The 23,827-nt window shown below is 62.3% G+C and carries 20 protein-coding genes and 1 tRNA gene; 5 read left to right on the forward strand and 16 right to left on the reverse strand.

Annotation, left to right across the window (positions count from 1 at the left end):
• Positions 1 to 128 precede the first annotated feature (128 nt).
• From V1475_RS07150 to V1475_RS07180, 7 genes are all read right to left on the reverse strand, one after another.
• Positions 129 to 203 (reverse strand) — tRNA-Gln (locus V1475_RS07150).
• 179 nt (positions 204 to 382) lie between these two features.
• A complete protein-coding gene (locus V1475_RS07155; RefSeq protein ID WP_479412185.1) occupies positions 383 to 889 on the reverse strand; it encodes an EF-hand domain-containing protein in 507 nt (168 codons plus the stop codon).
• A gap of 109 nt (positions 890 to 998) precedes the next feature.
• On the reverse strand, positions 999 to 2,798 hold the full coding sequence (locus V1475_RS07160; protein WP_479412186.1) for a KpsE/RkpR family capsule polysaccharide export protein: 1,800 nt from the start codon (positions 2,796 to 2,798) through the stop codon (positions 999 to 1,001).
• Positions 2,782 to 3,435, reverse strand: coding sequence for an ABC transporter ATP-binding protein (locus V1475_RS07165; protein ID WP_434289026.1), 654 nt, complete (start codon positions 3,433 to 3,435; stop codon positions 2,782 to 2,784). The genes V1475_RS07160 and V1475_RS07165 overlap by 17 nt, the downstream gene beginning before the upstream one ends.
• Positions 3,436 to 3,636: 201 nt before the next feature.
• Positions 3,637 to 4,917: a Na+/H+ antiporter NhaA gene (locus V1475_RS07170; protein WP_479412187.1), complete on the reverse strand. Its 1,281-nt coding sequence runs from the start codon at positions 4,915 to 4,917 to the stop codon at positions 3,637 to 3,639.
• 117 nt (positions 4,918 to 5,034) lie between these two features.
• Positions 5,035 to 6,060 carry a permease gene (locus V1475_RS07175; RefSeq protein ID WP_479412188.1) on the reverse strand — a complete coding sequence of 342 codons (1,026 nt, stop codon included), beginning with the start codon at positions 6,058 to 6,060 and terminating at the stop codon, positions 5,035 to 5,037.
• Positions 6,053 to 6,433 carry an ArsR/SmtB family transcription factor gene (locus tag V1475_RS07180; protein ID WP_479412189.1) on the reverse strand — a complete coding sequence of 127 codons (381 nt, stop codon included), beginning with the start codon at positions 6,431 to 6,433 and terminating at the stop codon, positions 6,053 to 6,055. Before V1475_RS07180 ends, V1475_RS07175 begins: the two co-directional genes overlap by 8 nt.
• A gap of 88 nt (positions 6,434 to 6,521) precedes the next feature.
• On the opposite strand from V1475_RS07180, the gene V1475_RS07185 reads away from it, so the two are divergent.
• Both V1475_RS07185 and V1475_RS07190 read left to right on the forward strand, forming a co-directional pair.
• The gene (locus V1475_RS07185; protein WP_479412190.1) at positions 6,522 to 7,112 is read left to right on the forward strand and encodes a uracil-DNA glycosylase family protein; all 591 of its coding nucleotides are present in this window, start codon (positions 6,522 to 6,524) and stop codon (positions 7,110 to 7,112) included.
• On the forward strand, positions 7,109 to 7,912 hold the full coding sequence (locus V1475_RS07190) for an SseB family protein (RefSeq protein ID WP_479412191.1): 804 nt from the start codon (positions 7,109 to 7,111) through the stop codon (positions 7,910 to 7,912). The genes V1475_RS07185 and V1475_RS07190 overlap by 4 nt, the downstream gene beginning before the upstream one ends.
• Before the next feature lie 39 nt (positions 7,913 to 7,951).
• On the opposite strand, the gene V1475_RS07195 is transcribed toward V1475_RS07190, so the two are convergent.
• The 7 genes from V1475_RS07195 to V1475_RS07225 all read right to left on the reverse strand — a co-directional run bounded on the left by V1475_RS07195 (position 7,952) and on the right by V1475_RS07225 (position 16,262).
• Positions 7,952 to 8,884 (reverse strand): 2-hydroxyacid dehydrogenase, encoded by a 933-nt coding sequence (locus V1475_RS07195; protein WP_479412192.1) that lies wholly within the window; start codon positions 8,882 to 8,884, stop codon positions 7,952 to 7,954.
• 3 nt (positions 8,885 to 8,887) lie between these two features.
• Positions 8,888 to 10,036 carry a rod shape-determining protein RodA gene (rodA, locus tag V1475_RS07200; RefSeq protein ID WP_434289018.1) on the reverse strand — a complete coding sequence of 383 codons (1,149 nt, stop codon included), beginning with the start codon at positions 10,034 to 10,036 and terminating at the stop codon, positions 8,888 to 8,890.
• A gap of 10 nt (positions 10,037 to 10,046) precedes the next feature.
• A complete protein-coding gene (gene mrdA, locus V1475_RS07205; RefSeq protein WP_479412193.1) occupies positions 10,047 to 11,966 on the reverse strand; it encodes a penicillin-binding protein 2 in 1,920 nt (639 codons plus the stop codon).
• Complete coding sequence (locus tag V1475_RS07210) at positions 11,963 to 12,502, reverse strand: rod shape-determining protein MreD (RefSeq protein ID WP_479412194.1); 540 nt, start codon at positions 12,500 to 12,502, stop codon at positions 11,963 to 11,965. Before V1475_RS07210 ends, mrdA begins: the two co-directional genes overlap by 4 nt.
• Entirely contained in the window at positions 12,495 to 13,412 is a 918-nt protein-coding gene (mreC, locus tag V1475_RS07215) for a rod shape-determining protein MreC (RefSeq protein ID WP_479412195.1), read from the reverse strand. The genes V1475_RS07210 and mreC overlap by 8 nt, the downstream gene beginning before the upstream one ends.
• A gap of 46 nt (positions 13,413 to 13,458) precedes the next feature.
• Entirely contained in the window at positions 13,459 to 14,496 is a 1,038-nt protein-coding gene (locus V1475_RS07220; RefSeq protein ID WP_479412196.1) for a rod shape-determining protein, read from the reverse strand.
• Between the two features lie 188 nt (positions 14,497 to 14,684).
• A complete protein-coding gene (locus V1475_RS07225; RefSeq protein ID WP_434289011.1) occupies positions 14,685 to 16,262 on the reverse strand; it encodes a 2-isopropylmalate synthase in 1,578 nt (525 codons plus the stop codon).
• A gap of 422 nt (positions 16,263 to 16,684) precedes the next feature.
• Between V1475_RS07225 and V1475_RS07230 the strand changes: the two genes are divergently transcribed.
• Entirely contained in the window at positions 16,685 to 17,956 is a 1,272-nt protein-coding gene (locus V1475_RS07230) for an NAD(P)/FAD-dependent oxidoreductase (RefSeq protein WP_434289009.1), read from the forward strand.
• 123 nt (positions 17,957 to 18,079) lie between these two features.
• Here the strand turns inward: V1475_RS07230 and V1475_RS07235 are convergent, their stop codons facing one another.
• Complete coding sequence (locus V1475_RS07235; RefSeq protein ID WP_479412197.1) at positions 18,080 to 19,555, reverse strand: MORN repeat-containing protein; 1,476 nt, start codon at positions 19,553 to 19,555, stop codon at positions 18,080 to 18,082.
• Positions 19,556 to 19,731: 176 nt separating this feature from the next.
• Between V1475_RS07235 and V1475_RS07240 the strand changes: the two genes are divergently transcribed.
• On the forward strand, positions 19,732 to 21,390 hold the full coding sequence (locus V1475_RS07240; protein ID WP_479412198.1) for an NAD+ synthase: 1,659 nt from the start codon (positions 19,732 to 19,734) through the stop codon (positions 21,388 to 21,390).
• A gap of 68 nt (positions 21,391 to 21,458) precedes the next feature.
• The gene (locus V1475_RS07245; RefSeq protein WP_479412199.1) at positions 21,459 to 22,694 is read left to right on the forward strand and encodes an Hsp70 family protein; all 1,236 of its coding nucleotides are present in this window, start codon (positions 21,459 to 21,461) and stop codon (positions 22,692 to 22,694) included.
• A 5-nt stretch (positions 22,695 to 22,699) separates the two neighbouring features.
• Here V1475_RS07245 and V1475_RS07250 read toward each other — a convergent pair whose 3' ends face one another.
• Entirely contained in the window at positions 22,700 to 23,653 is a 954-nt protein-coding gene (locus V1475_RS07250; protein ID WP_479412200.1) for a 1-phosphofructokinase family hexose kinase, read from the reverse strand.
• Positions 23,654 to 23,827: the final 174 nt, after the last annotated feature.

Here is a 23,827-nt window from a genome sequence, read left to right on the forward strand (position 1 = left end):
GATCTGAGTCCCTAAATCCGCCCCCGTCACTCGCCACAGACCTCTCAGTGGGACACTGGGGCATAAAACAGGGGCATTTTCCGGCGGGGTTGCTGCGTCGGGCCTTGTTTCTTTGGTCTGGGAAGAAATGGCTGGGGTGGTAGGATTCGAACCTACGGTGCGCGGTACCAAAAACCGGTGCCTTACCACTTGGCTACACCCCAACGTGGGGGGCTAATTAGTCCGTCCCCGCGTCGGGCGCAACCCCTTTTTCGGCAAATTCTTGTCATCTGGAGAAAGATTTTTCCGTGATCTCCATCCGGCTGCGTTTTGTAGGAGAGGCGCCCCGGACACGGGGCCGCGGTGTCTCGGAGAGACGGCTTTGTTCCGTGTCGGGTGCGGCTCAGTTGCCGAAATCGGCCAGCGTCACCACACCGTCGCGATTGCGATCCATGCGGGCGAACCACTGGTCGCCATTGCCGACGAATTCCGCGCGTGTGACCACACCGTCACGGTTCAGATCGTTGGTCTTGCGCGTCATGGAAGACTGCACCGCGTCGATGCCCTTGGCAAAGGCGCGTGGCCCGCGGGGACCCTGACCTTGGCCTTGTCCCTGACGGCTCTGACCTTGGCCGGGGCCCATGGTGGTGCCGTACTCTTCGAGATGCCTTTCTCGATCCATCGCGCGGGTTTCGTCGAAGGTGGCATACTCCGCGTCGTCGAGTTTGCCGTCCTCGTCTTCGTCGAACATGTAGAACAGATCGCCGCGCCGTTCGCGCACTTCGGCGAGCGTCACCTGCCCATCTTCGTCCAAGTCCCAGTTCGTCATGAATTCCCCCCCGATGCCCTGCGCCTGAGCGGCGAAGGGCAGAGCGGCCATCAGACCGAGAGAACGTGCAAAACGTTTCATCGTCAGATCCTTTCAAGTTCCGCGTGTCGATACTGGTTCATACGCAAACGGGTCGACATTCTGTCTGAACAGAATGTCGCACCCTCTTGAACTCTGGAAAGGGAACGGGTCAGGCAGAAACCTGTTCGCGCAACACCGCGGCGGTCAGCGAGGCCATCAGGTAGATGCCCGAGAACACCAGAAGCGCCAAAAGCGTGTTTTCGAATTTGCGCGGGTAGGTCGGTTCATCCGGCGCCACGGGACGCGAGGACATGGACAGATAGCGCACCTGGCGGTTGGCTTCTATGCGGGAGGCTTCGAGCGCCTGAATGGCCTGCGCCACCATGGCCTGACGGGTGGCAAGGTCCACCTCGGCCATGCGCTGCTCGGCAGAGATCCGGGCCAGAGAACCAGCTCCGTTCGAGGCTTCGGTAAGCTGTCGGCGCAGGTCGGCGATGATGTCTTCAAGGCGGCGAATGTCGCCCTGTGTACCTTCGACGCGGGCCTGGTTCGGCAACGGGTTATCGAGCAATTGCTGGAGCGACAGGCGTTTTTGCTGCAACTGCGTGTCGAAGCCGGAGATCTGCGTCATGATCGCGGCGGTTTCCGCATCGGGTGAAATGATCCCGAGCTGTTCCTGCAAAAGAACGACCTTTTCCTGCGCGGCCTTCATCTTGGATTCGGCGTCGGCGAGGCTCTCACGCGCGCCCTTCATCTGGTCTTCGCGCAGACGTTGGGTCAGGTGGTCCACCTGTTCCTCGGCGTATTTCACCAGAAGATCGGAGAATTCCTGTGAGGTTTCCGGATCGGCAGCGACCACTTCCATGCGCAGAAGGCCCTCGGTCGGATCGTAACCGATGCTGACCCGGTCGAGATAGACCTTGTAGGCCGCTTCGTTCGACGGGTTTTCCGGCAGGCGCTGAATCGGGTCGATCGCCTGTGAGGAAAAATGCGCCTTGAACCCGGCATCGGCATCGAGCCGCAACATCGCGTCGCGCGAGGTCAGGTAATCCTGTACCGCAATGGAGTCCTGGGACGAGCCGAAAGACGTGCCTTTCAACATGCTGCTGAGCCCGCTGCCCGCGGCGGAGGCAGCTTCGGCCTGCTGGATGATGAAGGCCGATTTGGTCGCATACATCGGGGTCGCGATCCGGTAGAAATAGAACCCCGCGAACAGTGTGGGGATGCCGACAAACACCAGAAGCCGCGCCACCAGAAGGAGCATCTTGCGTTGACGGCGTTTCGCGATGTCTTGCTGAATGCGGGAAATTTCGTCTTCTCGGTTCAACCGCTCAAGGATATCCGAGGAGGGCAGTTTGGCGGTGCCATCTACCGTTTTCGGCAGTTTCGGCCCTTCGGATGTGGTCAGCGCCCGCGAGGCGTCCTTGTCCGTGGTCACCAGTTCGAGCATGGTGCCGCGCTGGAACGGGTCGATGCCCTGTTTGCGCAGCAGCCGCACCGCGTCGAAATCCGAGGTCGCGGCGATGCCGTGTTTCTGCGCCACACGGCGTGCCATGCGCAATTGCCGCCCGGTCAAGCCCTCGCGCCGGATGGTGTCGATCTCGGCGTCGATGGCGGTCTCGTCGGCAGGGGTCACCTCGCCCGTTGCACTGCCGGAATCATTGGCAGCATCGCCCAGAGAGCGGGCGATGCTGCCCTGTACGCGTTTGCGCGCGGTCGGGTTTGCCGGAATGCGGGTCACGCCCTTGTCCTCTGCCTTGTCCGCGGCGGCGGACCCGGGGAAGGGCATGTCGCCAAATCCGTCATCGTCAGCACCGTTGTCGAACAGCTTGTCCGCTTCGACGCGCAGATCGGCTTCGAGTGCCTCCTCGGGGGACAGCACCTCCGCATCGGGTTGCGGGATGGCCTCCTGAGTGGCACGGGGCGTCCGGCGCACGCGGAATTTCTGGGCTTTAACCTTGGTAGTCATACAGTGCCTTGGCCTCTTCCAGCGTGTCGAACATGTAGAGCCGACCGTTGCGCAGAACGGCGGCGGAGCGACAGAATTTTTCGAGTGTCGCAGCCTGGTGGGACACGACGACAATGGTGGTACGATCGAGACGCTCGCGCAGGATGCTCCCGGCCTTGCGGTTAAAATTCACATCCGCGGTGGAGGGCATGCCTTCGTCGATCAGGTACATGTCGAAATCGAGCGCCAGCAGCAGTGCGAAAGACAGCCGCGAGCGCATGCCCGAGGAGAAGGTCGAAACCGGCATGTCGAAATATTCGTCCAGCTCACAGAGCCAGCGACAGAAGGCTTCGACGTAATCGGGATCGAGATCGTAGATCTGGGCAATGAAGCGCACGTTCTCGCGCGCCGTATGTTTGCCGATCAGCCCGCCCATGAAACCCAGCGGAAAAGACACGCGGCAGCCCCGGCGGATTTCCCCCTCGTCGGGTTTCTCAAGCCCGGACATCATGTTGATGATGGTGGTCTTGCCAGTGCCGTTGGGGGCAAGAATGCCGAGCGAATTGCCAAGCTCGACTCGGAAAGACGCGCGATCAAGGATCACCTTGCGCTGTTTACCGGTCCAGAAGGACTTGCTGACATTGTCGAACTCGAGCATACGCCCCCGCCGTGTTACTGCCTCAACACATCCCTGTTTATACAGGCGGTCTTGTAGAGTGTTTTAAAAGGTCATTTCGGCCATATTATGTCGTCTTGTCCCGGCAAATCCATCTCTGATCGCGTAAATGTGGCAAGATTGAGGCCGAACTTCAGGATTTCGGCCTCAAGAGGGAAACAGTGCCGCAGGGGTGTGCGAGGGTCAGATGTATTGTTTCTTCACCTTGCACAGTTTCCCGGCCACGATGGAGATGATCGCGGCGGCGAAGGAGAACAGCGCCCCCATCTTCGCGGCATCCTGCACCGGCGCGCCGTCGAGCAGCGTGTGGGCGTCGAAGGCGACCGAGGCGATGAACAGAGACACGGTGAACCCGATGGCGGCGACACAGCCGATCACCAGCAGGTCGATGGTGCGCATTCCTGCCGGAAGCCCGAGACGGAGCCCGTGCGCCGCGAGCGTTCCCATGATCATAATGCCCACCGGTTTGCCGATCAGAAGCCCGCCAAGCACCAGCCAGGTCGGCTCACCGATGGCGTTGAACTCGACACCGGCGTTGAGCAGGCCGAAGAAGAACAGGATCACCTCGACCGGGGTTTTCAGTTTGTGCTCGATGTCGTTGAGCAGGTCGTGCAGATGCTGTTCGGCATCGGCGAAAATCCCGAAGGCGCGGTCGGCGTGGGGAATGGTCGGCACGATGGGCAGCAGACCCAGAGCCGGGTGAATGCCCGCGCGCATGAAGCCGTACCAGGAAATGCAGCCCGCGATCAGATAGGGCCAGAAGCCGAGGTTTTTGCGCACCCAGGTCGAATTCGGGCGGATCTGATTGTGGCGGTCAAGGGCGCGCGGGAGCCAGTTGGCGACGAGGAACACAACGATGGCGGCCGCAAGAGACAGCAGCAGCCATTCCACGGCCAGCTCACCCGTCGGATAGAAGATGGCGAGGATCACAAGCCCCGCGGCATCGTCGGCGATGGCCAGCAGAAGCAGGAACCGCACCGCCGGGTGACCGGCGCCGAAGACCAGGCGCCCGACGAGATAGGAAAAGGCGATGTCCGTGGCGGTCGGAACTGCCCAGCCGTTTTTCACCGCATCGTATGTGTCGGAGCCGAACAACATCGCCAGCCCGAGATAGACCACGACCGGCCCGAGCATCCCGCCTGCCGTGGCGATCAGCGGCGTTGCGGCTTTCTTGCCGCGCAGCGAGCCGTTCTTGAGGATCATGGCTTCCCAGACCTCTTTCGCGGCGATGGCGAAGAAGAAGGCCATAAGTACGTCGTTGAACAGGTAGTGCAGGGTGAGGGTGCGGTGGATATGACCCGCCTCGTCCAGATGCGGGTGGCCGATGAAGAAGTTTTCGGCAAGCGGGTAATCGACGAGGGCATGGTAGGAGCTTGCATCGACATTCGCCCAGATCAGCGCCGTGATAGCCCCGAAGATCAAAAGCAGCGAATAGTTGGTGATGAAATTCCAGATTTTATACATGCCCGTGCCCTCCGGTCCCTTGCCCTGTTCGGGTCGGGCATAGTGCAACTGCGGCAACAGGGCAAGCGCGCGCGGGGTTGTGGGATGGGCTCGCGGGGTGATTTCACGAAGGTTTGCTCAGAAAATCGACCAGAGAGTGCCGGCCAGAACCGCGCCCAAAAGGGCAAAGCCGATATAGGCGGCAAAAACGCGCGGTTTCACCAGTGCCCAGACCGCAACCGCCGCCGGGATGCAGGAAATCCCACCTGCCACCATGAAGGACATCGCCGCACCCTCGGCCATGCCTTGCGAGATCAGGCCGGACATCAGCGGCACGGCCGCGAAACCGTTGAGATAGGCGGGCGCTCCGATCAGCGCGCCGATCAGGATCGGGCGCATGCCGTCTCCGCCCATGACGGAGGCGATCATGTCGGCGGGCAGGTAGGACAGCATCACGCTTTCGAGCGCATAGGCCACCAGCATCCATTTCCCGAGGAACATCAGGTTCTTGAAAAAACTCGATTTGAACGTGCCGATGCGGGCGTTGTCGCGCCAGAAAGCCCAAAGCGGCGCGCCCCGAAGGGCGGCGGTGGCGCAGCAGGAGGGTTTGGTGAAAGCCTTGAGCGGGTCGGAGAACAGTGCCGTGCCGCCGAGGAGCTTGACGCCAAACCCGCCCAAAAGGCCGATGCCGACGGCAGCCACCGTTTTTGCCAGGGCGAAATCCATGCCCAGCTCACCCGCTGTCACGAAGAACATGGCAGGGTCCATCAACGGTGAGGCGAGCCAGAAGGCCATGACCGCCGAGAGCGGCACGCCCACGGCCAGCGAGGCGGCGATGAAGGGGATGACCTGACAGGAGCAGAAGGGAGAGATGCCGCCAACGAGCGCCGCGACCACGATCATCTGCACCTCGCGCCCTTCGAAGGCCCGCGCCAAAAGCGTCTCGGCGCCCGAGGCCTGTACATAGGCGGTGGCGAGGATGGCGAACAACAGGAACGGGGCGGCGTGCCAGAGTGCCGCGACGGTGAAGCGCAGGGTCGGCCAGAGGTTCGTGGTGTCGAGGATCGCAACCGCGAGCAGGACGAACGCGGTGAGCAAAACCGCCTTGTCTGTCTTTTTCCAGAGCGAGGGCAGGCGGGGCGGGGTTTGCGTCAGCTCAGTCATGATCCTCTCCTGTGCGATGATCGCTGTGGCAATGGCTGTCCGGGGTGCAGGCGTCGTCCGTGCAATCGGCGCAGCATTCGGACAGCAGGGCGGAGACCAGCGTATCCAGCTCGCGATAATCGGCGGCGATGCAGATCACCGACCGGCCGTGTTTTTCCTGCTTGGCAAGCTTTGTGGCGGCCAGCGTTTTCATGTGGTGGGTGAGCGTCGCGCCGGTGATGCCGGTGCGTGCGCCCAGTTCGCCGATGGTCAGACCCTTCGGGCCCGCCCGCACCAGCGCGCGCAACACCAGAAGCCGCTGTTCGGACCCGAGGGCGGCAAAGGTGCTGGCCGCCTCGGCCAGAGTGATGTCGTCGAAAGGAACATGGCTCATGCGGGGCTCCTGTGGTTAATTCGATATTTCTAAAAATATAGAAATGAGTCAAGTGGCCTTTTTCAATCTCGCGCGCTAGAAGCTTTCCATGAGCCTTGCCGATGACATTTCTGCCTGTCGCCTTTGTGCCGGGCAGTTCGCCGCGACCGTGACGCATCACGCGCCGCGCCCTGTGGTGTGGTTCCGCCCGTCGGCCCGCATCCTGATTGCTGGCCAAGCCCCCGGCGCGCGGGTGCATGAGAGCGGGCGGCCCTTCACCGATCCCTCGGGCGACCGGCTCCGCGCGTGGCTTGGGCTGGACGAGGCGGCATTCTATGACCGTGCGCGGATCGCCATCGTGCCGATGGGCTTCTGCTTTCCCGGCTATGACGCCAAGGGCGCGGACATCCCGCCGCCCGCGTTGTGTCGTGAGACATGGCATGACAAGGTGATGGCGGAGCTGGGCGATCTTGAGCTGATCCTGCCCGTCGGGCTGCATGCGATCCGCTATCACACCGGGCACAGGGGCAGTCTGACCGAGGCGGTGCAAGGCTGGCGTGCGCATGCGCCGCGTGTCTTTCCCTTGCCTCATCCGTCGTGGCGCAATACGGCTTGGCTGAGGAAAAATCCGTGGTTCGAGGCCGAGCTTTTGCCGGAGCTGCGCGCCCGTGTCCGAGACTTGTTGCGAGAGATGCCATGACCGACCAAACGCCAGATCAAACGCCCGTCGATATCGCCCATGCCGCGATGCAGGCCGCGCCCGAGGACGACAACGCGCGTCTGCGGTTTTTCGAACGGGTGGCGGATGGCGAGTGGTTCCTTTTGCTCGAAGAGGAACACGACGGCGAGGGGCCGATCTCGCCACGGGTGTTTCCCGTTGAAGAGAATAGCTTTGTCCTTGCCTTCGACCGCGAACAGCGTCTGGCGGAGTTTGCGGGCCATGCGCCCTATGCGGCGATGTCGGGGCGGGTTCTGGCGGAGATGCTGGCCGGATCGGGTTACGGTCTCGGGCTGAATCTGTCCGTAGCGCCCTCCGAGATGCTGTTGCCGGGAGAGGCGGTCGACTGGCTGCATGCGACGCTGGGCAATGCGCCGACCGAGACACACGGCAAGGCCGAAGAGGTGTTCCCGCCCGCCGGTCTGACGGAACTGCTGATCACTGCGCTCGATGCGAAGCTCGCGATTGCCGGTGGATTGGCGAAGCTCTGCTATCTGGCCGGGGTGAAATACGAGGACGGGGTGCGCTCGCATCTCCTTGCTTTCGTGGACCAAATTCCGGGGGCCGAGACGGCATTGGCGCGGCTCGTGTCTGAAGCTTTGATCTTTTCCGGGATCGAGGCAGGGGCGCTCGATGTGACCTTCTTCAAATCGTCCGATCCGGTCTGTGCCTCTCTGGCGCGGTTCGGGCTGCGCTTTGATTTGCCGGAGCCGGAACCCTTCGAGACCAACGGGCCGTCTGCGCCGGGCATGGACCCGAATGCGCCGCCGATCCTGCGGTGAGCCTGAGTATTTTCACAGCAAAGGAAACGGGCGGGGCGTTCAGTAGCCTGCGTTCCGATCTACGAGGTGAAGGAAGGGTTCCCCCGCTTTGCCGCGCCGGATGTTCTCCGCGATGACCTCGGACGCGGTGGTGGGCCGGGTCTCGGCGGCGATATGGGGCGTGACCGTGACCTTGGGGTGGGACCAGTAGGGGTGATCCTCGGGCAGCGGTTCGGTGCGGAAGACGTCGAGGGTTGCATGGCCGATCTGGCCACTGTCGAGGGCGGCCAGAAGGGCGGTGTCGTCGATCAGCGTGCCGCGCCCCGGATTGACGATCATGGCACCTTTCGGGAGGCGATTCAGCGTGTCGGCATTCAGTATGCTTTGCGTCTGACTTGTGTCGGGCAACAAGAGCACGAGGATCTCGGCGGTCGAGAGGGCCTTTTGCAACCCATCCGAGCCGGAGAGGCAGGTGATGCCGGGCAGATCTTTCGGACGACGCGACCAGCCGGTGACATCGAAACCGAGGCCCGAGAGCGCGTCGGCGCAGGTGCGACCCAGCTCGCCCATGCCCAGAACGGTGATCTTGCGGTTGCGGGCCAAAGGCGGCGTGGTCTGGTCCCAGACGCCTTTCAGGCCGTGGATATGGCGGTCCATGCCCAGATGATGCCGCATCACATGGCCCACCACGTAATCGCGCATGCCGAGCGCGAGGCCCGCGTCCACCATGCGGCACAGGGGTTGGGTCAGGGTGGCGTTGGGCGCGATTTTCTCGACCCCGGCCCAGAGGCTCAACACGGCCTTGGTGTGGGTGAAGGGGGTGAAATCTCTTAGGGCCGCATTCGGGGCATAGACGATGTAATCGACCGTCTCGGGATCGGCTTCACGCGTCAGATGCGCGTCGAGCCCTGCGGCCTCGAACGCCTTGGGGAGCGCAACCGAATAGGCGGGCCAGAGCCGGTCCGGGGCGGAAAACAGGATGGTGAGGCTCATGGATCAGCGTTTCCCTCTGGGTCGGTGAATATGGGCGGATTGCACGATGCCGAACGCGGCGAGCAGCACGAGCATGGCCGAGCCCCCGTAGGACACCAGCGGCAGCGGCACGCCGACGACGGGCATCAGCCCCATGACCATGGACATGTTGACCGCGAAGAAGAAAAAGAACGTTGCCGCGATGCCGATGGTGACGAGGGCGCCGAAGCGGTCTTTGTTGTTCATCGCTGAGATCAGACAAAAGACGATGATCCCGGCGTAGAGCGCCAGAAGGGAGAAGCCGCCGATGAAGCCGAATTCTTCTGCCAGAGTGGTGAAGATGAAGTCGGTGTGTTTTTCCGGCAGGAAGTTGAGGCGCGATTGCGTGCCCTGCATGAAACCGCGCCCGGTCCAGCCGCCGGAGCCAAGCGCGATCTTCGCCTGGGTGATGTGATAGCCTGCGCCCAGAGGGTCGGTGGACGGGTCGAGGAAGGTGTCGATGCGGCGGAACTGGTAGTCTTTGAGAAGCTGCCAGGGCGTGCCGCGGGACATGAAGACGGCACTGATGAGGCCCGCGAAAATCGCGATCACGGCCCCGAAATACCACCAGCTCACGCCGGCTGCGAACATCACGATGGCCCCGCCTGCGAGCAACAGGATCGAGGTGCCGAGATCGGGTTGTTTCAGCACCAGAAACGTCGGCACGAGGATCAGGATGACCGGAATGGCGACCCAGAGCGGGCGGGAGACCTTGTCGATCGGCAACCAGTCGTAATAGGCCGCGAGCAGCATGACGAGAGAGATTTTCATCAGCTCGGAGGGCTGGAGCTTGATGACGCCAAGGTCGATCCAGCGCTGTGCCCCCATGCCGACATGGCCGAAGAACTCCACGAAAATCAATAGCATGAAGGAGACGATATAGGCCACGCCCGCAATATTGCGCCAGAACCAGATCGGCACCATGGCGATCATGAACATGGCGACCATGCCGAGGGCGAAACGCTTCATCTGCGGTTCGGCCCAAGGCTGGAAGGAGCCCCCGGCGTTGGAATAGAGCATCAGGAACCCGACAGAGGCGACGGCGGAGAGCAGCAGCACCAGCGCCCAGTTGAGATAGAGCACCTTGGAGAGGCCGGTGGGGACGGTCTTGAGATTGCTTTCGAGATAGCTCACGTCCTCATCCTCATGCCTGACTTCTCTCGTCACGCTCCGCGTCATTGCCGATCAGCGGCAGGGTGCGGAAACGTTCGCGGATCGTGTTCTGTTGCGCCGAAGGGTAATCCGACAGCGGCGGTACGGCACCGTGGAGCGAGAACAGCATGATGTCACGGGCAATGGGGGCGGCGACGGAGGAACCACCGCCGCCATGTTCGACCACGACGGACACCGCATAGCGCGGCTTGTCATAGGGGGCGAAGGCGACGAACAGCGCATGGTCGCGCTGTTCCCAAGGCACTTCTTTGTTGTCGACCACGGTGGAGCGGACCTGTGAGGTGCCGGTCTTGCCCGCCATGCGCAGACTTTCATTGGCGATGCGGGAGGCGAAGGCGGTGCCGCGGTTGGAGTTCAGCACCTCATACATGCCCTGACGCACCGCGCGCAGCATGTTCTCGTTGATCTCCAGAGGCCCGCCGCCCAGCACCGGCTGTTCGACGCCGTCGATGGATTTCACGATGCGGGGGACGATCTCCCGATTGGTGGCGAGGCGTGCGGTCATCACCGCGAGCTGCAAGGGCGTCGTCAGAACGAAACCCTGCCCGATGGAGGCGTTGAGACTGTCGCCCACGACCCATTCGGCGCCGCGTTTGGCGAGTTTCCATTGCTTGTCCGGCATCAGCCCGGAATTGATCCCCGAAAGCGGCAGGTCGTATTCCTGCCCGAGGCCGAGTTTGCGGCCCATTTCGGCGATCTTGTCGATGCCGGTGCGTTGGGCCATCTCGTAATAATAGACGTCGCAGGAATGGCGCAGGGAACCTATGAGGTTCAGGTTGCCATGGCCTGAGCGTTTCCAGCAGTGGAACCGCCGCCCGCCGACCTCGACATAGCCGGGGCAGCGTACGGTTTCCTCGGGCGACACCGCGCCGCTGTCGAGGGCGGCGAGCGCGGTCACCATTTTGAAGGTGGAGCCGGGCGGATAGGAGCCCTGCACCGATTTGGCGGGCAGGGGCCGGTGGTCGTTTTCCAGAAGCGCCTTGTAATCGGCCGATGAAATGCCGCGGACGAAAAGGTTCGGATCATAGGCAGGGGTGGAGGCTGCGGCGATCACATCACCGGTCTCCACGTCGATCACTACGGCGGCGGCACTTTCGCCGCCGAGGCGCGCGTGGATGAAATTCTGCACCTTGTGATCGACGGTGAGCTGGATGTTGTTGCCGGGCTGGCCTTCCTGACGGTCGAGCTCACGGATGATCCGGCCATAGGCGTTTTGCTCGACGCGCCGCAGGCCCGCCTTGCCTTTGAGCTCGTCTTCGAGTTTCGCCTCGACGCCGAATTTGCCGAGCTGGAATTTCGGGATTTTGTAGAGCGGATCGACGGTTTCCATTTTGGAAATATCATAGCTCGACACCGGGCCGACATAGCCCACGAGATGCGCGAAATCTTCGTGCAGCGGGTAATAGCGCGACAGTCCCACCTCCGGCGTCACGCCCGGAAGGGCCGGACCATTGGCGGAGACCAGCGAGAAATCCTGCCAGCTCAGACGATCCGCGATGATCACGGGCGCGGAGGGACCGGCGTCCTTGAGTTCCTTGCGCACGCGGGCCTGATCCTCTGCGGTGATACCGATCAGCTCTTCGAGCTTTATCAAAACCGAGTCGAGTTCGGCGGAGTCCTCTTTGCGGATCACCACGCGGAAGGTCTGTTCGTTCTCGGCCAGCAGCGTGCCGTTGCGGTCGTAGATCAGGCCGCGGGCAGGGGCGAGGAGGAAGTCGCGGATGCGGTTTTCCTCGGCGAGAAGACGGAATTCGTCGGCCTGTTCGACCTGCATGTAGCGCATGCGCAGACCGAGAATGCCCATGAAGGCCAGTTGCGAGCCGCCGAGGAACAAGGCGCGGCGGCTGATCTTGCGGGTGGAGGCGGCGGTTTCCGTGGGCGTCCGTCTCATCGCACATACCTCATTTCATCCGCTTCGGAGGGGCTGATCTTCGTCACGCCGAGCAGGAATTGCGAGACCAGAACCACCAAAGGATAGCTCAGAAGGGTCGAAAGCTGACCCATGAGGGCAAGGCCCAGAGAGGTCTGGTCGACCATGAAGATGGCGAGGACGAGACGGTTCAAAACCGCCATGGCCAGCATCACGCCAGCCACCATCATCCATTCGACGGCAAAGGGCATGTCGCGGGAGGTGACTTCGCGGCGGCGCAGGAATTCGAGGCCCAGAACGGCGAGCAGGGTCCAGAGCCCCGGCGGGCGCAGAAAGATGAAATCGGCCATCAGCATGACGGGGGCGAAGAGGAAGACCGGCACGTAATCCGGGCGGCGCAGCACCCAGGCGAAGGCCACAGACAGGATCAGGTCCGGCCCGGGCCAATGCCCCGCGCCGACCTCGATCGGCAAAAGGTAGAAGAACGCGGCGGTGAAGGCGACGAACAGGTAACCCGCGCGAAACGACAGGGTGCGGACGGTGCGCGGATCAACCATCGCCAGCCTCCGCACCTGTTTCGAGTTCCGGGGCCTCTGCCTCCGGGGTACCGTCGGGCAGGATCAGGGAACCGGGGTCGGTGATCCGTTCGCTTTCATGGGTGCGCAGCACGCGCAGGTAGTCGAGCCGCTCGTAATCGGCGGCAAGCACGACGCGCAACCGGCGGTCCGGGCCTTTTGCGACCTGACCGATCAGGATGCCCGGCGGGAAAACCCCGCCATCGCCCGAGGAAATCACCCGGTCGCCGGGGCGTATCAGTTCCGGCGTTTCGATGAAATCGAGCGAAGGCCGGATCGAGTTGTCGCCGGACAGGATCGCGCGCTGGCCGGAGGGCTGGATCGTTACGGGAAGGCGCGAGTTGCTGTCGGTCAGAAGAATCACCCGCGCGGTGTTCTGGCCCACGCCGGAGATACGTCCGACAAGACCGATGCCATCCATCGTGGCCCAGCCATCGACGATCCCGTCCCGCGCGCCGACGTTGAGAAGCACGGATTGGCGAAAGGGCGAGCCGCTGTCGGCCATGACGACGCCGGTCACATAGGTGTAGCGCGGGTCGAGGCGGACATTGTTGAGATCAAGGAGCTTGGCATTTTTTTGTTCGAGCTGAAGCGCTGCTTCTTTCCAGGCCTGCATCTGCCGCAACTCGTTGCGCAGCTCCTGGTTCTGTTCGTAAAGCCGCTGATAGCTTTGGAAGTTTTCGACCATGCCAATGGTTTTCGTGACCGGCACAAGCGCCCATTCCATCGAGGGGACGAATTTGTCCACGAGCCCGGCGCGCAGTCGTTCGACGCGCGGGCTGTCGATCCGCCAGAGGATGAAGAGGCCGATGAGACACAGCAACAGTATCCCGATCAGCAAACGCCGGATCGGGCGGACATACTCATCCGCTGTGCCCTTATCTCTGGCCAAGATGTCCTCTCAGGCAACCAAACCACGCCGCGTGTGGCGCAGCCTCTCAGGTGTCGTAATCAATAACGTGCCGGAGTTGCTTTTCATATTCCAGCGCCTTGCCGGTGCCCAAAGCCACACAATTGAGTGGCTCGTCGGCGACCGAGATCGCAAGGCCGGTCTGTTCGCGGAGCGCCAGATCCAGTTCGCCAAGAAGCGCACCGCCACCGGTGAGCATGACGCCACGGTCGACGATGTCGGCGGCGAGATCGGGCGGCGTGGTTTCCAGCGCCTGCATGACCGCTTCGCAGATTTGCTGCACGGGTTCGGCCAGCGCTTCGGCGACCTGCGCCTGATTGATCTCGATCTCTTTCGGCACGCCGTTCAAAAGGTCGCGGCCTCGGATCGTCAACACGGCGCCGCGCCCGTCGTCGGGCATGCGGGCTGTGCCGATGGTGGTCTTGATCCGTTCGGCGGTGCCTTCGCCGATCAGCAGGTTCTGCTGACGGCGCAGGTAGGAAATGATCGCCTCGTCCATGCGGTCGCCACCGACACGCACGGAACGCGCGTAAACGATGTCACCCAGGGACAGCACGGCCACCTCGGTGGTGCCGCCGCCGATGTCGACGACCATGTTGCCGGTCGGGTCGGTGATCGGCATGCCCGCGCCGATGGCCGCCGCGATGGGTTCGGCGATCAGACCGGCCTTGCGGGCACCGGCGGAGAGCACGGATTGGCGGATGGCGCGCTTTTCGACGGGTGTTGCACCCTGCGGAACGCAGACGATGATTTTCGGTTTCGAAAAGGTCGTGCGTTTGTGCACTTTGCGGATGAAGTGCTTGATCATCTCTTCGGCGGTGTCGAAGTCGGCGATCACGCCTTCGCGCATCGGGCGGATGGCCTCGATCGAGCCGGGGGTCTTGCCGAGCATGTGCTTGGCGTCTTCACCGACGGCGAGCACCTGTTTGCGCCCGTCCTTGACGTGATAGGCGACCACGGAGGGTTCGTTGAGGATGATCCCCTTGCCTTTGACATAGACCAGCGTGTTCGCCGTGCCCAAGTCGATTGCCATGTCCGAAGAAAAAAGTCCGGTCAGTCCCGCCATATTGTCCCAAAGCCCCGTCGTGCGCGCAAAAGGGGAGAATCCCCCCGTATCGGCAGACTTATAGGGGGCGCGGGGCCTGTGGGAAAGGGGCCGCGCGCGGCGTGAATGGCAAAGACCCGCTCACAAACGGGTGTTGCGCAGCAAAAAGGCGCCCCAAGGGAGCGCCTTTTCGGGTTTGGAAGCTGCGATCAGACGGCGTCGGTGTATTTCACCGTCTTGACGTCCGAATCCGGGGCCGATTTTTCGCGGCGCACCAAGAGGCGGTTCATCGCGTTCACATAGGCCTTGGCGGAGGCGACGACCGTGTCGGTGTCGGAGCTTTGGCCGGTGACGATCTTGCCGTCCTCTTCGAGACGGACGGAGACGGTGGCCTGCGCGTCGGTGCCTTCGGTCACGGCGTGGACCTGATAGAGTTGCAGGCGGGCGGTCGTCGGGAAGATCGACTTGATCGCCTTGAAGGTCGCATCGACCGGCCCGTCGCCCTGACAGGTGACCTGTTTGTCGACGCCGTCGACTTCAAGGGTCAGATCGGCGGATTGCGGCGCTTCGGTGCCGCAGATCACGCGCAGGAACTTGACCTTGATGCGCTCGTTCTGATCGGCGGCCCCGGCGTCGCGCAAGAGCGCGATCAGGTCGTCGTCGAACACTTCCTTCTTGCGGTCGGCGAGGTCTTTGAAGCGGACGAAGACATCCTTGAGCTGGTTGTCGGCCATGGGGTAGCCCATGTCCTCGAGCTTGGCGCGGAGTGCAGCACGGCCGGAGTGTTTGCCCAAGGGCAGGGAGGTGCCCGCCAAGCCCACGTCCTGCGGGCGCATGATCTCGAAGGTTTCCTTGTTCTTCAGCATGCCGTCCTGGTGGATGCCGGATTCATGCGCGAAGGCGTTCTTGCCGACGATGGCCTTGTTGAACTGCACCGGGAAGCCGGAGACCTGCGAGACGCGGCGGGAAATGCCCATGATCTTGGTGGTGTCGATGCCGGTGTCATAGGGCATGACGTCGTGACGGACCTTGAGCGCCATGACGACCTCTTCGAGCGCGGTGTTGCCCGCACGCTCGCCCAGACCGTTGATCGTGCATTCGATCTGACGCGCACCCGCTTCGACAGCGGCCAGCGCGTTGGCGGTCGCCATGCCGAGATCGTTGTGACAGTGGGTCGCGAAGATCACCTCGTCGGCCCCCGGCACGCGTTCTAAGAGCATACGGATGATGTCGGCGGACTCGCGCGGGATGGTGTAACCCACGGTGTCGGGGATGTTGATCGTGGTGGCACCGGCCTTGATCGCGATCTCGACGACGCGGCAGAGGTAATCGTGTTCGGTGCGGATCGCATCCATCGGCGACCATTGCACGTTGTCGGTCAGGTTGCGGGCGTGCGACACGGTTTCGTGGATCTGGTCGGCCATGGCGTCCATCGACAGCGCGGTGATGTCGCGGTGCAGGGGCGAGGTGCCGATGAAGGTGTGGATGCGCGGTTGGGCCGCGTGTTTCACGGCCTCCCAGCAGCGATCGATGTCCTTGAAATTGGCGCGCGCGAGGCCGCAGATGACGGAATTCTTCGAGGCTTTCGCGATGTCGGAGACGGCTTCGAAGTCGCCTTCGGAGGCAATCGGGAACCCGGCCTCGATGATGTCGACGCCCATCTCGTCGAGCATGGCGGCGATCTCGAGTTTCTCGTTATGGCTCATGGTGGCGCCGGGGCTCTGTTCGCCGTCGCGCAAAGTCGTGTCGAAAATCAGGACGCGGTCCTGTTTGGAAGTCGTGGTCATTTTGAAATCTCTCTTGTTGTTCTTAGCTTTCGGGCTGTGCTGTCTCGGCGCATGCGGTCACCTCTGAGCCTCGCGCCGAAGGCACGCTCAGAGGCAGCTAAGAAGAAGAAGGCCATGACGCAGCGCTGCGCAGGGGCGCAGGGCTTGGGAAGGAGTATGAGCCATCGTCGTCATGGGGCTGGAATATACCCTGTGGGGGCCGGTTGAAAACCCCCTTATTTCCATTCTGTGCAACTGCGTCATGCTGCCGCCTTGTAAAACCCTCTTGCAATCCCATTCAGAAAATTGAATACGAATGTATGCCGACTCGATCTGGGGTAAAATCAAGCCGGTTCGCAAAAAACTGTGCTATGAGTTTTGCACATCGCTCCGTCGGGGATGCTGACCCGGTAAGACGGAGGCATCAAGGAAGGGATACGACTATGGCGCATATCGTTGTGCTCGGCGCTGGCCTTGGCGGGACCATTCAGGCCTATGAGTTGAAAGAAACCGTGGGCAAGGATGACAAGATCACGGTCATTTCCAACAAGAGTTATTTCCAGTTCACCCCCTCGAACCCGTGGGCAGGCGTCAACTGGCGCACGAAAGACGAGCTGACCATCGAGCTCGAACCGGTGATGAAGCGTCGGGGGATCGACTTTATCTGTGACGGTGCCGTGGCGCTCGATCCGAAGGAAAACAAGATCACGCTCGCTTCGGGTCGCGAGGTCACCTACGACTATCTGGTGTTGGCGACCGGGCCGGAACTGGCCTTCGACGAGATCGAGGGGTTCGGTCCCGAAGGTTACACCCATTCTGTCTGTTCCATCGAGCACGCCTCCGAGTCGGGGGCGATGTGGGACGATTTCTGTGCCAATCCCGGTCCCATCGTCGTGGGGGCCGTGCAGGGCGCGTCCTGTTTCGGTCCGGCCTATGAATATGCCATGACCATGGACACCGACCTGCGCCGCCGCAAAATCCGCGACAAGGTGCCGATGACCTTTGTGACGCCCGAACCCTATATTGGCCACCTTGGCCTTGGCGGGGTGGGCGACACCAAGGGGATGCTCGAATCCTACATGCGCGACCGCTCGATCCGCTGGATCACCAACGCCAAGACCAACAAGTTCGAAGACGGCAAGATTTTCGTCACCGAGCACGACCAGTATGGCAATCCGGTGAAAGAGCACGAACTGCCCTTCTCCTATTCCATGCTGCTCCCGGCGTTCCGCGGCATTCCGGCGCTGATGGGCGTTGAGGGCCTCGTGAACCCGCGCGGGTTTGTCATCGTCGATGAATTCCAGCGCAACCCGACCTATCCGAATATCTTCGGCATCGGCGTCTGCATCGCCATCGCGCCGACGGAGCCGACCGTGATCCCGACCGGCGTGCCGAAAACCGGGTTCATGATCGAATCGATGGTCACTGCGACGGCGCATAACATTCCGCTGATCATGAAGGGCGAAGAGCCGAAGAACCTCGCTTCCTGGAACGCGCTCTGTCTGGCCGACTTCGGTGACGGAGGGGCCGCCTTCCTCGCCATGCCGCAGAACCCGCCGCGCAACGTCAACTGGGCCGGTCACGGCAAATGGGTGCACTGGGCGAAACTCGGCTTCGAATGGTACTTCATGCGCAAGGTGAAACGCGGCGTGTCCGAACCGTTCTATGAAAAAATGATCATGAAGATCATGAAGGTCAACAAGCTGAAACCCTGATCCATCCGCACATGGATCGGCCCCTCCCGACATATGGCCTCGAGGTCCGGCGTCGGGAGGGTTTTGGACAAGGAAAAGGCGGCCGGGATGGGCCGCCTTTTTCTGTTTTTCGTGGTGCGGGGGTTATTCCGAGGGGGCGGGGGTCTCTTCCGTCGAGGTGTCCGCCGGGGTGGCATCCTCGGAGACCAGCGCGCCGTCGACCCAGTCGCCGGAGGCCACGCGGCCGTCCTTGTAGGTGATCGTACCGCGACCGTTGGCCTTGCCCGCGACGAACAGGCCTTCGTAGCTGTCGCCATTGGCGTAGACCGCCTTGCCGCGGCCCTGGATTTCGCCGTCCTGCCATTCGCCGGTGTAGGTGAAGCCCGTGGCCATGACGATGGTGCCGATGCCCTGACGCTTGCCCGCGACGTAATCGCCCTCATAGACCGTGCCGTCGGGATAGGTCCCCTTGCCCTTGCCCTGACGCTGGCCCTCGACCCAGTCGCCCTCGTAGACGAAGCCATCGGCATAAGTCATTTTGCCGAAGCCGTGGTTTTGTGCGTTTTTGAAGCCGCCTTCATAGGACAGCCCGCCGGCATAGTGCACGACGCCTTCGCCTTCGGGCACGCCATAGAGCCAGTCGCCCTCATAGGTGGCACCGTTGGGATAGGTGATCTTGCCCTTGCCATGGGACAGGTCGTCCTTGAACTGGCCGACATAGACCGAGCCGTCGGGATAGGTGACCTGACCCTCGCCCTCGATCCGGCCGTTGACCCATTGCCCGGTGTAGAGATAACCGTCCGCACCGGTGAAGGTGCCTTGCCCGTGGCGTTTGTCGTCGTCGAAGGTGCCTTCGAAGACGTCGCCATTGGCATAAGTCACCTTGCCTTGGCCCTGACGCTTCCCGGCCACCAACTCGCCTTCGTAGACATCGCCGTTGGGTTGGGTGATCTTGCCTGTGCCGTTGCACTGGTTGTCGACCCAGTTGCAGTCGAGCACCATGCCCTCGTCGGTGGTCAGGATGCCTTGCCCGTGGCGCATGTCGCGGGCCATTTCGCCGTCGTAACTCGCGCCTTCGGGATAGGTGATCTTGCCCTTGCCCTCCTTGACGCCATTGACCCAGGAACCCTCATAGACATAGCCCGTCGGGCTTTCCATCCGGCCTTGGCCATGGTGTTTGGCGGCCAGAAACCCGCCTTCGTATTTTACGCCATTGGCATAGACCGCCACACCGGAGCCGGTGGCCTCGCCCGCGACCCAGTCGCCCTCATAGGTGCCGCCATCGGCATAGGTGATCTTGCCGAACCCGTCGGGTTTGCCCTTGGTGAAAGCGCCCTCATAGACCGAGCCGTCGGTAAACCGCGCGATGCCCTGGCCCTTGATTTCGCCCATGACCCATTCACCGGTGTATTCGAACCCGTTCGGCAGCCGGTAGGTGCCGACCCCGTCCTGCAACCCGTCCTTGAAGGTGCCTTCGTAAATGCCGCCTTCCTCGAACTGGTGGGTTTCTACCGCTCGGTCGTCCTGCGCCAGAAGCGGTGTTGCGATCAGGGGCGAAAGCCCGATCAGGGTCGCCGCGGCAAGCGTGATGCGCATCCGTGTCACTTTAGTCTGTCCCATCCCAGATAATTCCGTCCGGTGCCTGCCTTGGGCGCTTTGCGCTTAGGTGGGCGGCTTCGGTCGGCGCCAGACTAGGGGCAAGGCTTGCGAGCTTCAAATGTTTTTCCCGTGACCGGCTTTCCCTTGGGCGTCATTCTGCTAAACCATGGCGTGAAATATCAGGATGCATGAGTGCCATGACCGAGACTTTCCGCCTTACCCTTGCCCAGCTCAACCCGACCGTGGGTGCGATCGACGCCAATGCGGAGCAGGTCCGCACCGCTCACGCGGAGGCCAAGGCGGCGGGCGCGGATATGATCGTTTTCCCGGAGCTGTTCCTCATTGGCTATCAGCCGCAGGATCTGGTGATGAAGCCTGCTTTGTTGAACACGGCGATGGCCAAGGCCGAGGAACTGGCGGCTCTGACGGTGGATGGGCCTGCGATTGGCGTCGGTGCACCGTATTTCTACGGCGATGCGCTTTACAACGGCTATTGGATTTTGGCCGGGGGCCGCGTCAAACAGGTGCTGCGCAAACATCACCTGCCGAATTACAAAGTGTTCGACGAGAAACGCCTGTTCGCTTCGGGGCCGTTCGAGGGGCCCTATGCCATCGGCCCGCTGCGCATCGGCTCGCCGATCTGCGAGGATGCGTGGTTCGAAGATGTCGCCGAGGCGCAGGTCGAGAGCGGGGCGGAGATCCTGATCGTGCCCAACGGCTCGCCGTACTACCGCAACAAATTCAACACGCGTCTGACCCATATGGTGTCGCGCGTGATCGAGAATGACGTGCCGCTGGTCTATTTGAACATGGTCGGCGGTCAGGATGATCAGGTGTTCGACGGCGGCTCTTTCGTGATCAACCGTCATGGCAAACCGGCGCATATCCTGCCGGCCTTCGAGACCTGTCTGCGCCATGTCGATTTCGTCAAGGAGGGAGGCAAATGGGTCGCTTCCGAGGGCGAGATCACCCATCAGCCTGACGAATGGGAGCAGGATTATCGCGCCATGGTCGAGAGCCTGCGCGATTATCTGGGTAAAACCGGGTTCAAGAAGGTGGTTCTGGGCCTTTCGGGCGGCATCGACTCGGCGATTGTGGCGACGATTGCCACCGATGCGCTGGGGGCGGAGAACGTGCATTGCGTCATGCTGCCGTCGGAATACACCTCGCAAGGCTCTCTGGACGACGCGAAGGACATCGCGACGCGTCTGTGCTGTCGCTACGACTTTGTGCCGATCTCGCAGGGGCGCGATGCGATCACCGAGACACTTGCACCGATTTTTGGCGATCTGCCGTTCGATACGACCGAGGAAAACATCCAGTCGCGCCTGCGGGGGCTTTTGCTCATGGCGCTGTCGAACAAGTTCGGCTCGATGCTTTTGACCACCGGCAATAAATCGGAAATGGCCGTGGGCTATTGCACGATCTACGGCGATATGAACGGCGGCTATAACCCGATCAAGGACCTTTACAAAACGCGGGTGTTCGAGCAATGCCGCTGGCGCAATGCCAATCACCGCGATTGGATGAAAGGCCCGGAGGGCGAGGTCATCCCCGTGTCGATCATCGACAAACCGCCCTCGGCCGAGCTGCGCCCCGATCAGCGCGATGACGACAGTCTGCCGCCTTATGAGGTGCTCGATGCCATCCTTGAGGGGTTGGTGGACCGGGAAGAAAGCGTGGCCGATCTGGTCGAGGCGGGCTTTGATCGTGCGACGGTCAAACGCGTGGAGCATCTCCTGTACATTTCCGAGTACAAACGCTTCCAATCCGCGCCGGGCACCCGCCTGACGCCGCGTGCTTTCTGGTTGGATCGTCGTTACCCGATTGCAAGCCGCTGGCGCGACCCGAGCTGACGCCATTTCCCTTGCCCAAGACGGGGGAGAGCGTTAGACAGCGCGCTTTCCCCTCTGGAGTGCGCGCCATGGAGCTTACCGTCGGCATCGACTTTGGCACATCGAATTCCGCGCTGGGCCTTGCGGTCAACGGCACGCCTTGGCTTGTCGAGCTGGAACCCGGTGAAAAGACCCTGCCGACGGCGGTGTTTTTCGATCCCAAAGGCAACATGCGGCTCGGTTCGGCGGCCAACAGGGCGCTGATCGACGGCGAGGAAGGCCGCTATATGCGGGCGTTGAAATCCGTTCTCGGCACGCCGCTTCTGCGTGAAGCCCGCCCCATTGGCGGCAAACGCCAGAGTCTTTTGGAGGTCATTGCGCAATTCCTTGCGACGCTGAAACAGCGCACCGAAGATCAGCTGCGCCAGCCGGTCACGGGCGTCGTGTCCGGCCGTCCGGTGCATTTCCACTCGAAAGACCCGGAGCGCGATGCGCAGGCGGAGCGCGATCTGCGCGAGGCCTATGAGATGGCGGGGTTCAAGCGTATTCGTTTCATGGCCGAGCCGGAGGCTGCGGCGCTGGCTTCGCAGGATCTGAAACCCGGCGAGATCGGGCTGGTGGTCGATATTGGCGGCGGCACCTCGGATTTCACCCTGTTTCGCAAGGACAAGGGGCAGGTCGAGATCCTTTCCTCGCACGGGATTCGCCTTGGTGGCACGCATTTCGACCGGGCGCTGAGTCTGGCCCATGCCATGCCGCTTCTTGGTATGGGATCACAACTCACGCGCACGCTGGGCGAGGGGCTTTTGCCGATGCCGACGCAGATTTTCAACGATCTGGCGAGCTGGCAGAAAATTCCGTTTCTCTACACCCGCGAGACCCTGATGAAAGTGCGCGATCTCGAACGGCACGCGGTCGAGCCGGAGAAGCTCGGGCGTCTGGTCGAGGTGATCGAGGCGGAGCTGGGCCATGACGTGGCCTTCGCGGTCGAGGCGGCGAAGATCGTGGCGAACGGGGGCAAGGCGGCGGAGATCGACTTGTCTTTGTTGGAAAAGGGCTTGTCTGCGGGGCTGACGCCGGAGGCTTTGGCCGAAGATCTTGCCGCGTATCGGGCCGAGCTTGAGGAGGCGATTTCGGAGACGTTGAGCCGTGCGGCCCTGTCACCGGAGGCGGTGGGGGCCGTGGTGTACGTGGGCGGCTCGTCGTTGATGCATGTTGTGGAAAAGGCCTGCGAAACCGTGCTGCCCGGCGCGCGCGCGATGCGCGGGGAGGCCTTCACGGCGGTGGTCGACGGCTTGGCTCTGGCCTCGGCTTCGGGGGCGTAACGGGTTCAGAGTTCGACCAGCTCGCAGTCGGGCAAAAGCTGATCGACTTGCGCCTTGTTGCAAAGCTGGGTGCCTGCGGACATGACGGCGGAGGAGGCTGCTGTGGTGCCGAAGCGCAGCGCCTCCTGCATCGTGTCGCCGCGGGTCAACGCAAAGGAAAACGCGCCGACGAAACTGTCGCCCGCGCCGACCGCCGAGACCACCTCTTCGGCGGCAATCGCGCGGGAAGCGTGCCAGCGCCCGTCTTTGTTCACCAAGGTAGAGCCGTCGGCGCCCCGGGCGACGATGACGTTTTCCGCCACACCGCGGGCCACGAGTTCACTGGCGAAATCGGCGGTGTCCTTGCGGGTCGGCAGCTTGCGCCCCGCAAGGTCTTCGGCCTCGACATCGTCCATCCGCAGCACATAGGGGTTCGCGGGGTTCTTGGTCAGCTCATGCAGCGGCTTGCCGGAGGTGTCGACGAAAAGCTGGACACCCTTGGCCGCAAGCGCCCGCGACAGGCGCGCGGGGTAATCCATAGGCACGCCCGGCGGTTGCGAGCCGGAGAGCACGACGACACCGCCCAGAGGTGCGGCCTGCACGATGGCGTTGAGAGATTCGTCCACCATCTCGTGATGCCAGTAGGGTCCGGGCATGACGAAGCGATATTGCTTGCCGGTCTGCTGTTCGGTCACGGCGATGGATTGCCTTGTGGCGCCGCCGGTGACGGAAAAGGCGGTGAAGCGCACATGTTCCTCGGCCAGAAGCCGCAGGAGATGCGCGCCGGTTTCGCCGCCGACCGCCGTGAAGGCGGTGCTTTCACCACCGAGGAATTTGATCGCGCGGGAGACGTTGATGCCGCCGCCGCCCGGGTCGGCCTCCGGGTTGGTGCAGCGCAGTTTTGGACCGGCGCTGACGGCGGGCGTGGCGGTGGAGAGGTCCACCGTCGGGTTCAGTGTAATTGTCAGAATCTGGACCATTTTTGCCAACCGTACTCTATCTGCCCGAAGCCTGTACCCGAGGTTTATGTCAGGGACATGATTCACATGCTTCGCGACCCTAGCCTACCCCGGGTAGCGTTAACAGCCCCGATGGAACGCAGATGGTTCAGGTCCGGCGTCTGGTTTTTGCGCAACACCGGGCCCGAACGCTCA

This window comes from Celeribacter sp. SCSIO 80838 (genome assembly GCF_056498065.1).

Bases quoted from the DNA above. Each gene is read 5' to 3' on its own strand.
- V1475_RS07245 (WP_479412199.1), top strand. From the start codon at position 21,459: ATGGAGCTTACCGTCGGCATCGACTTTGGCACATCGAATTCCGCGCTG.
- V1475_RS07170 (WP_479412187.1), bottom strand. From the start codon at position 4,917: ATGTATAAAATCTGGAATTTCATCACCAACTATTCGCTGCTTTTGATC.
- V1475_RS07185 (WP_479412190.1), top strand. From the start codon at position 6,522: ATGAGCCTTGCCGATGACATTTCTGCCTGTCGCCTTTGTGCCGGGCAG.
- V1475_RS07165 (WP_434289026.1), bottom strand. From the start codon at position 3,435: ATGCTCGAGTTCGACAATGTCAGCAAGTCCTTCTGGACCGGTAAACAG.
- V1475_RS07240 (WP_479412198.1), top strand. From the start codon at position 19,732: ATGACCGAGACTTTCCGCCTTACCCTTGCCCAGCTCAACCCGACCGTG.
- V1475_RS07160 (WP_479412186.1), bottom strand. From the start codon at position 2,798: ATGACTACCAAGGTTAAAGCCCAGAAATTCCGCGTGCGCCGGACGCCC.
- V1475_RS07220 (WP_479412196.1), bottom strand. From the start codon at position 14,496: ATGGCGGGACTGACCGGACTTTTTTCTTCGGACATGGCAATCGACTTG.
- V1475_RS07250 (WP_479412200.1), bottom strand. From the start codon at position 23,653: ATGGTCCAGATTCTGACAATTACACTGAACCCGACGGTGGACCTCTCC.
- V1475_RS07190 (WP_479412191.1), top strand. From the start codon at position 7,109: ATGACCGACCAAACGCCAGATCAAACGCCCGTCGATATCGCCCATGCC.
- V1475_RS07225 (WP_434289011.1), bottom strand. From the start codon at position 16,262: ATGACCACGACTTCCAAACAGGACCGCGTCCTGATTTTCGACACGACT.
- V1475_RS07235 (WP_479412197.1), bottom strand. From the start codon at position 19,555: ATGGGACAGACTAAAGTGACACGGATGCGCATCACGCTTGCCGCGGCG.
- V1475_RS07210 (WP_479412194.1), bottom strand. From the start codon at position 12,502: ATGGTTGATCCGCGCACCGTCCGCACCCTGTCGTTTCGCGCGGGTTAC.
- V1475_RS07195 (WP_479412192.1), bottom strand. From the start codon at position 8,884: ATGAGCCTCACCATCCTGTTTTCCGCCCCGGACCGGCTCTGGCCCGCC.
- V1475_RS07155 (WP_479412185.1), bottom strand. From the start codon at position 889: ATGAAACGTTTTGCACGTTCTCTCGGTCTGATGGCCGCTCTGCCCTTC.
- V1475_RS07175 (WP_479412188.1), bottom strand. From the start codon at position 6,060: ATGACTGAGCTGACGCAAACCCCGCCCCGCCTGCCCTCGCTCTGGAAA.
- V1475_RS07230 (WP_434289009.1), top strand. From the start codon at position 16,685: ATGGCGCATATCGTTGTGCTCGGCGCTGGCCTTGGCGGGACCATTCAG.
- mrdA (WP_479412193.1), bottom strand. From the start codon at position 11,966: ATGAGACGGACGCCCACGGAAACCGCCGCCTCCACCCGCAAGATCAGC.
- V1475_RS07180 (WP_479412189.1), bottom strand. From the start codon at position 6,433: ATGAGCCATGTTCCTTTCGACGACATCACTCTGGCCGAGGCGGCCAGC.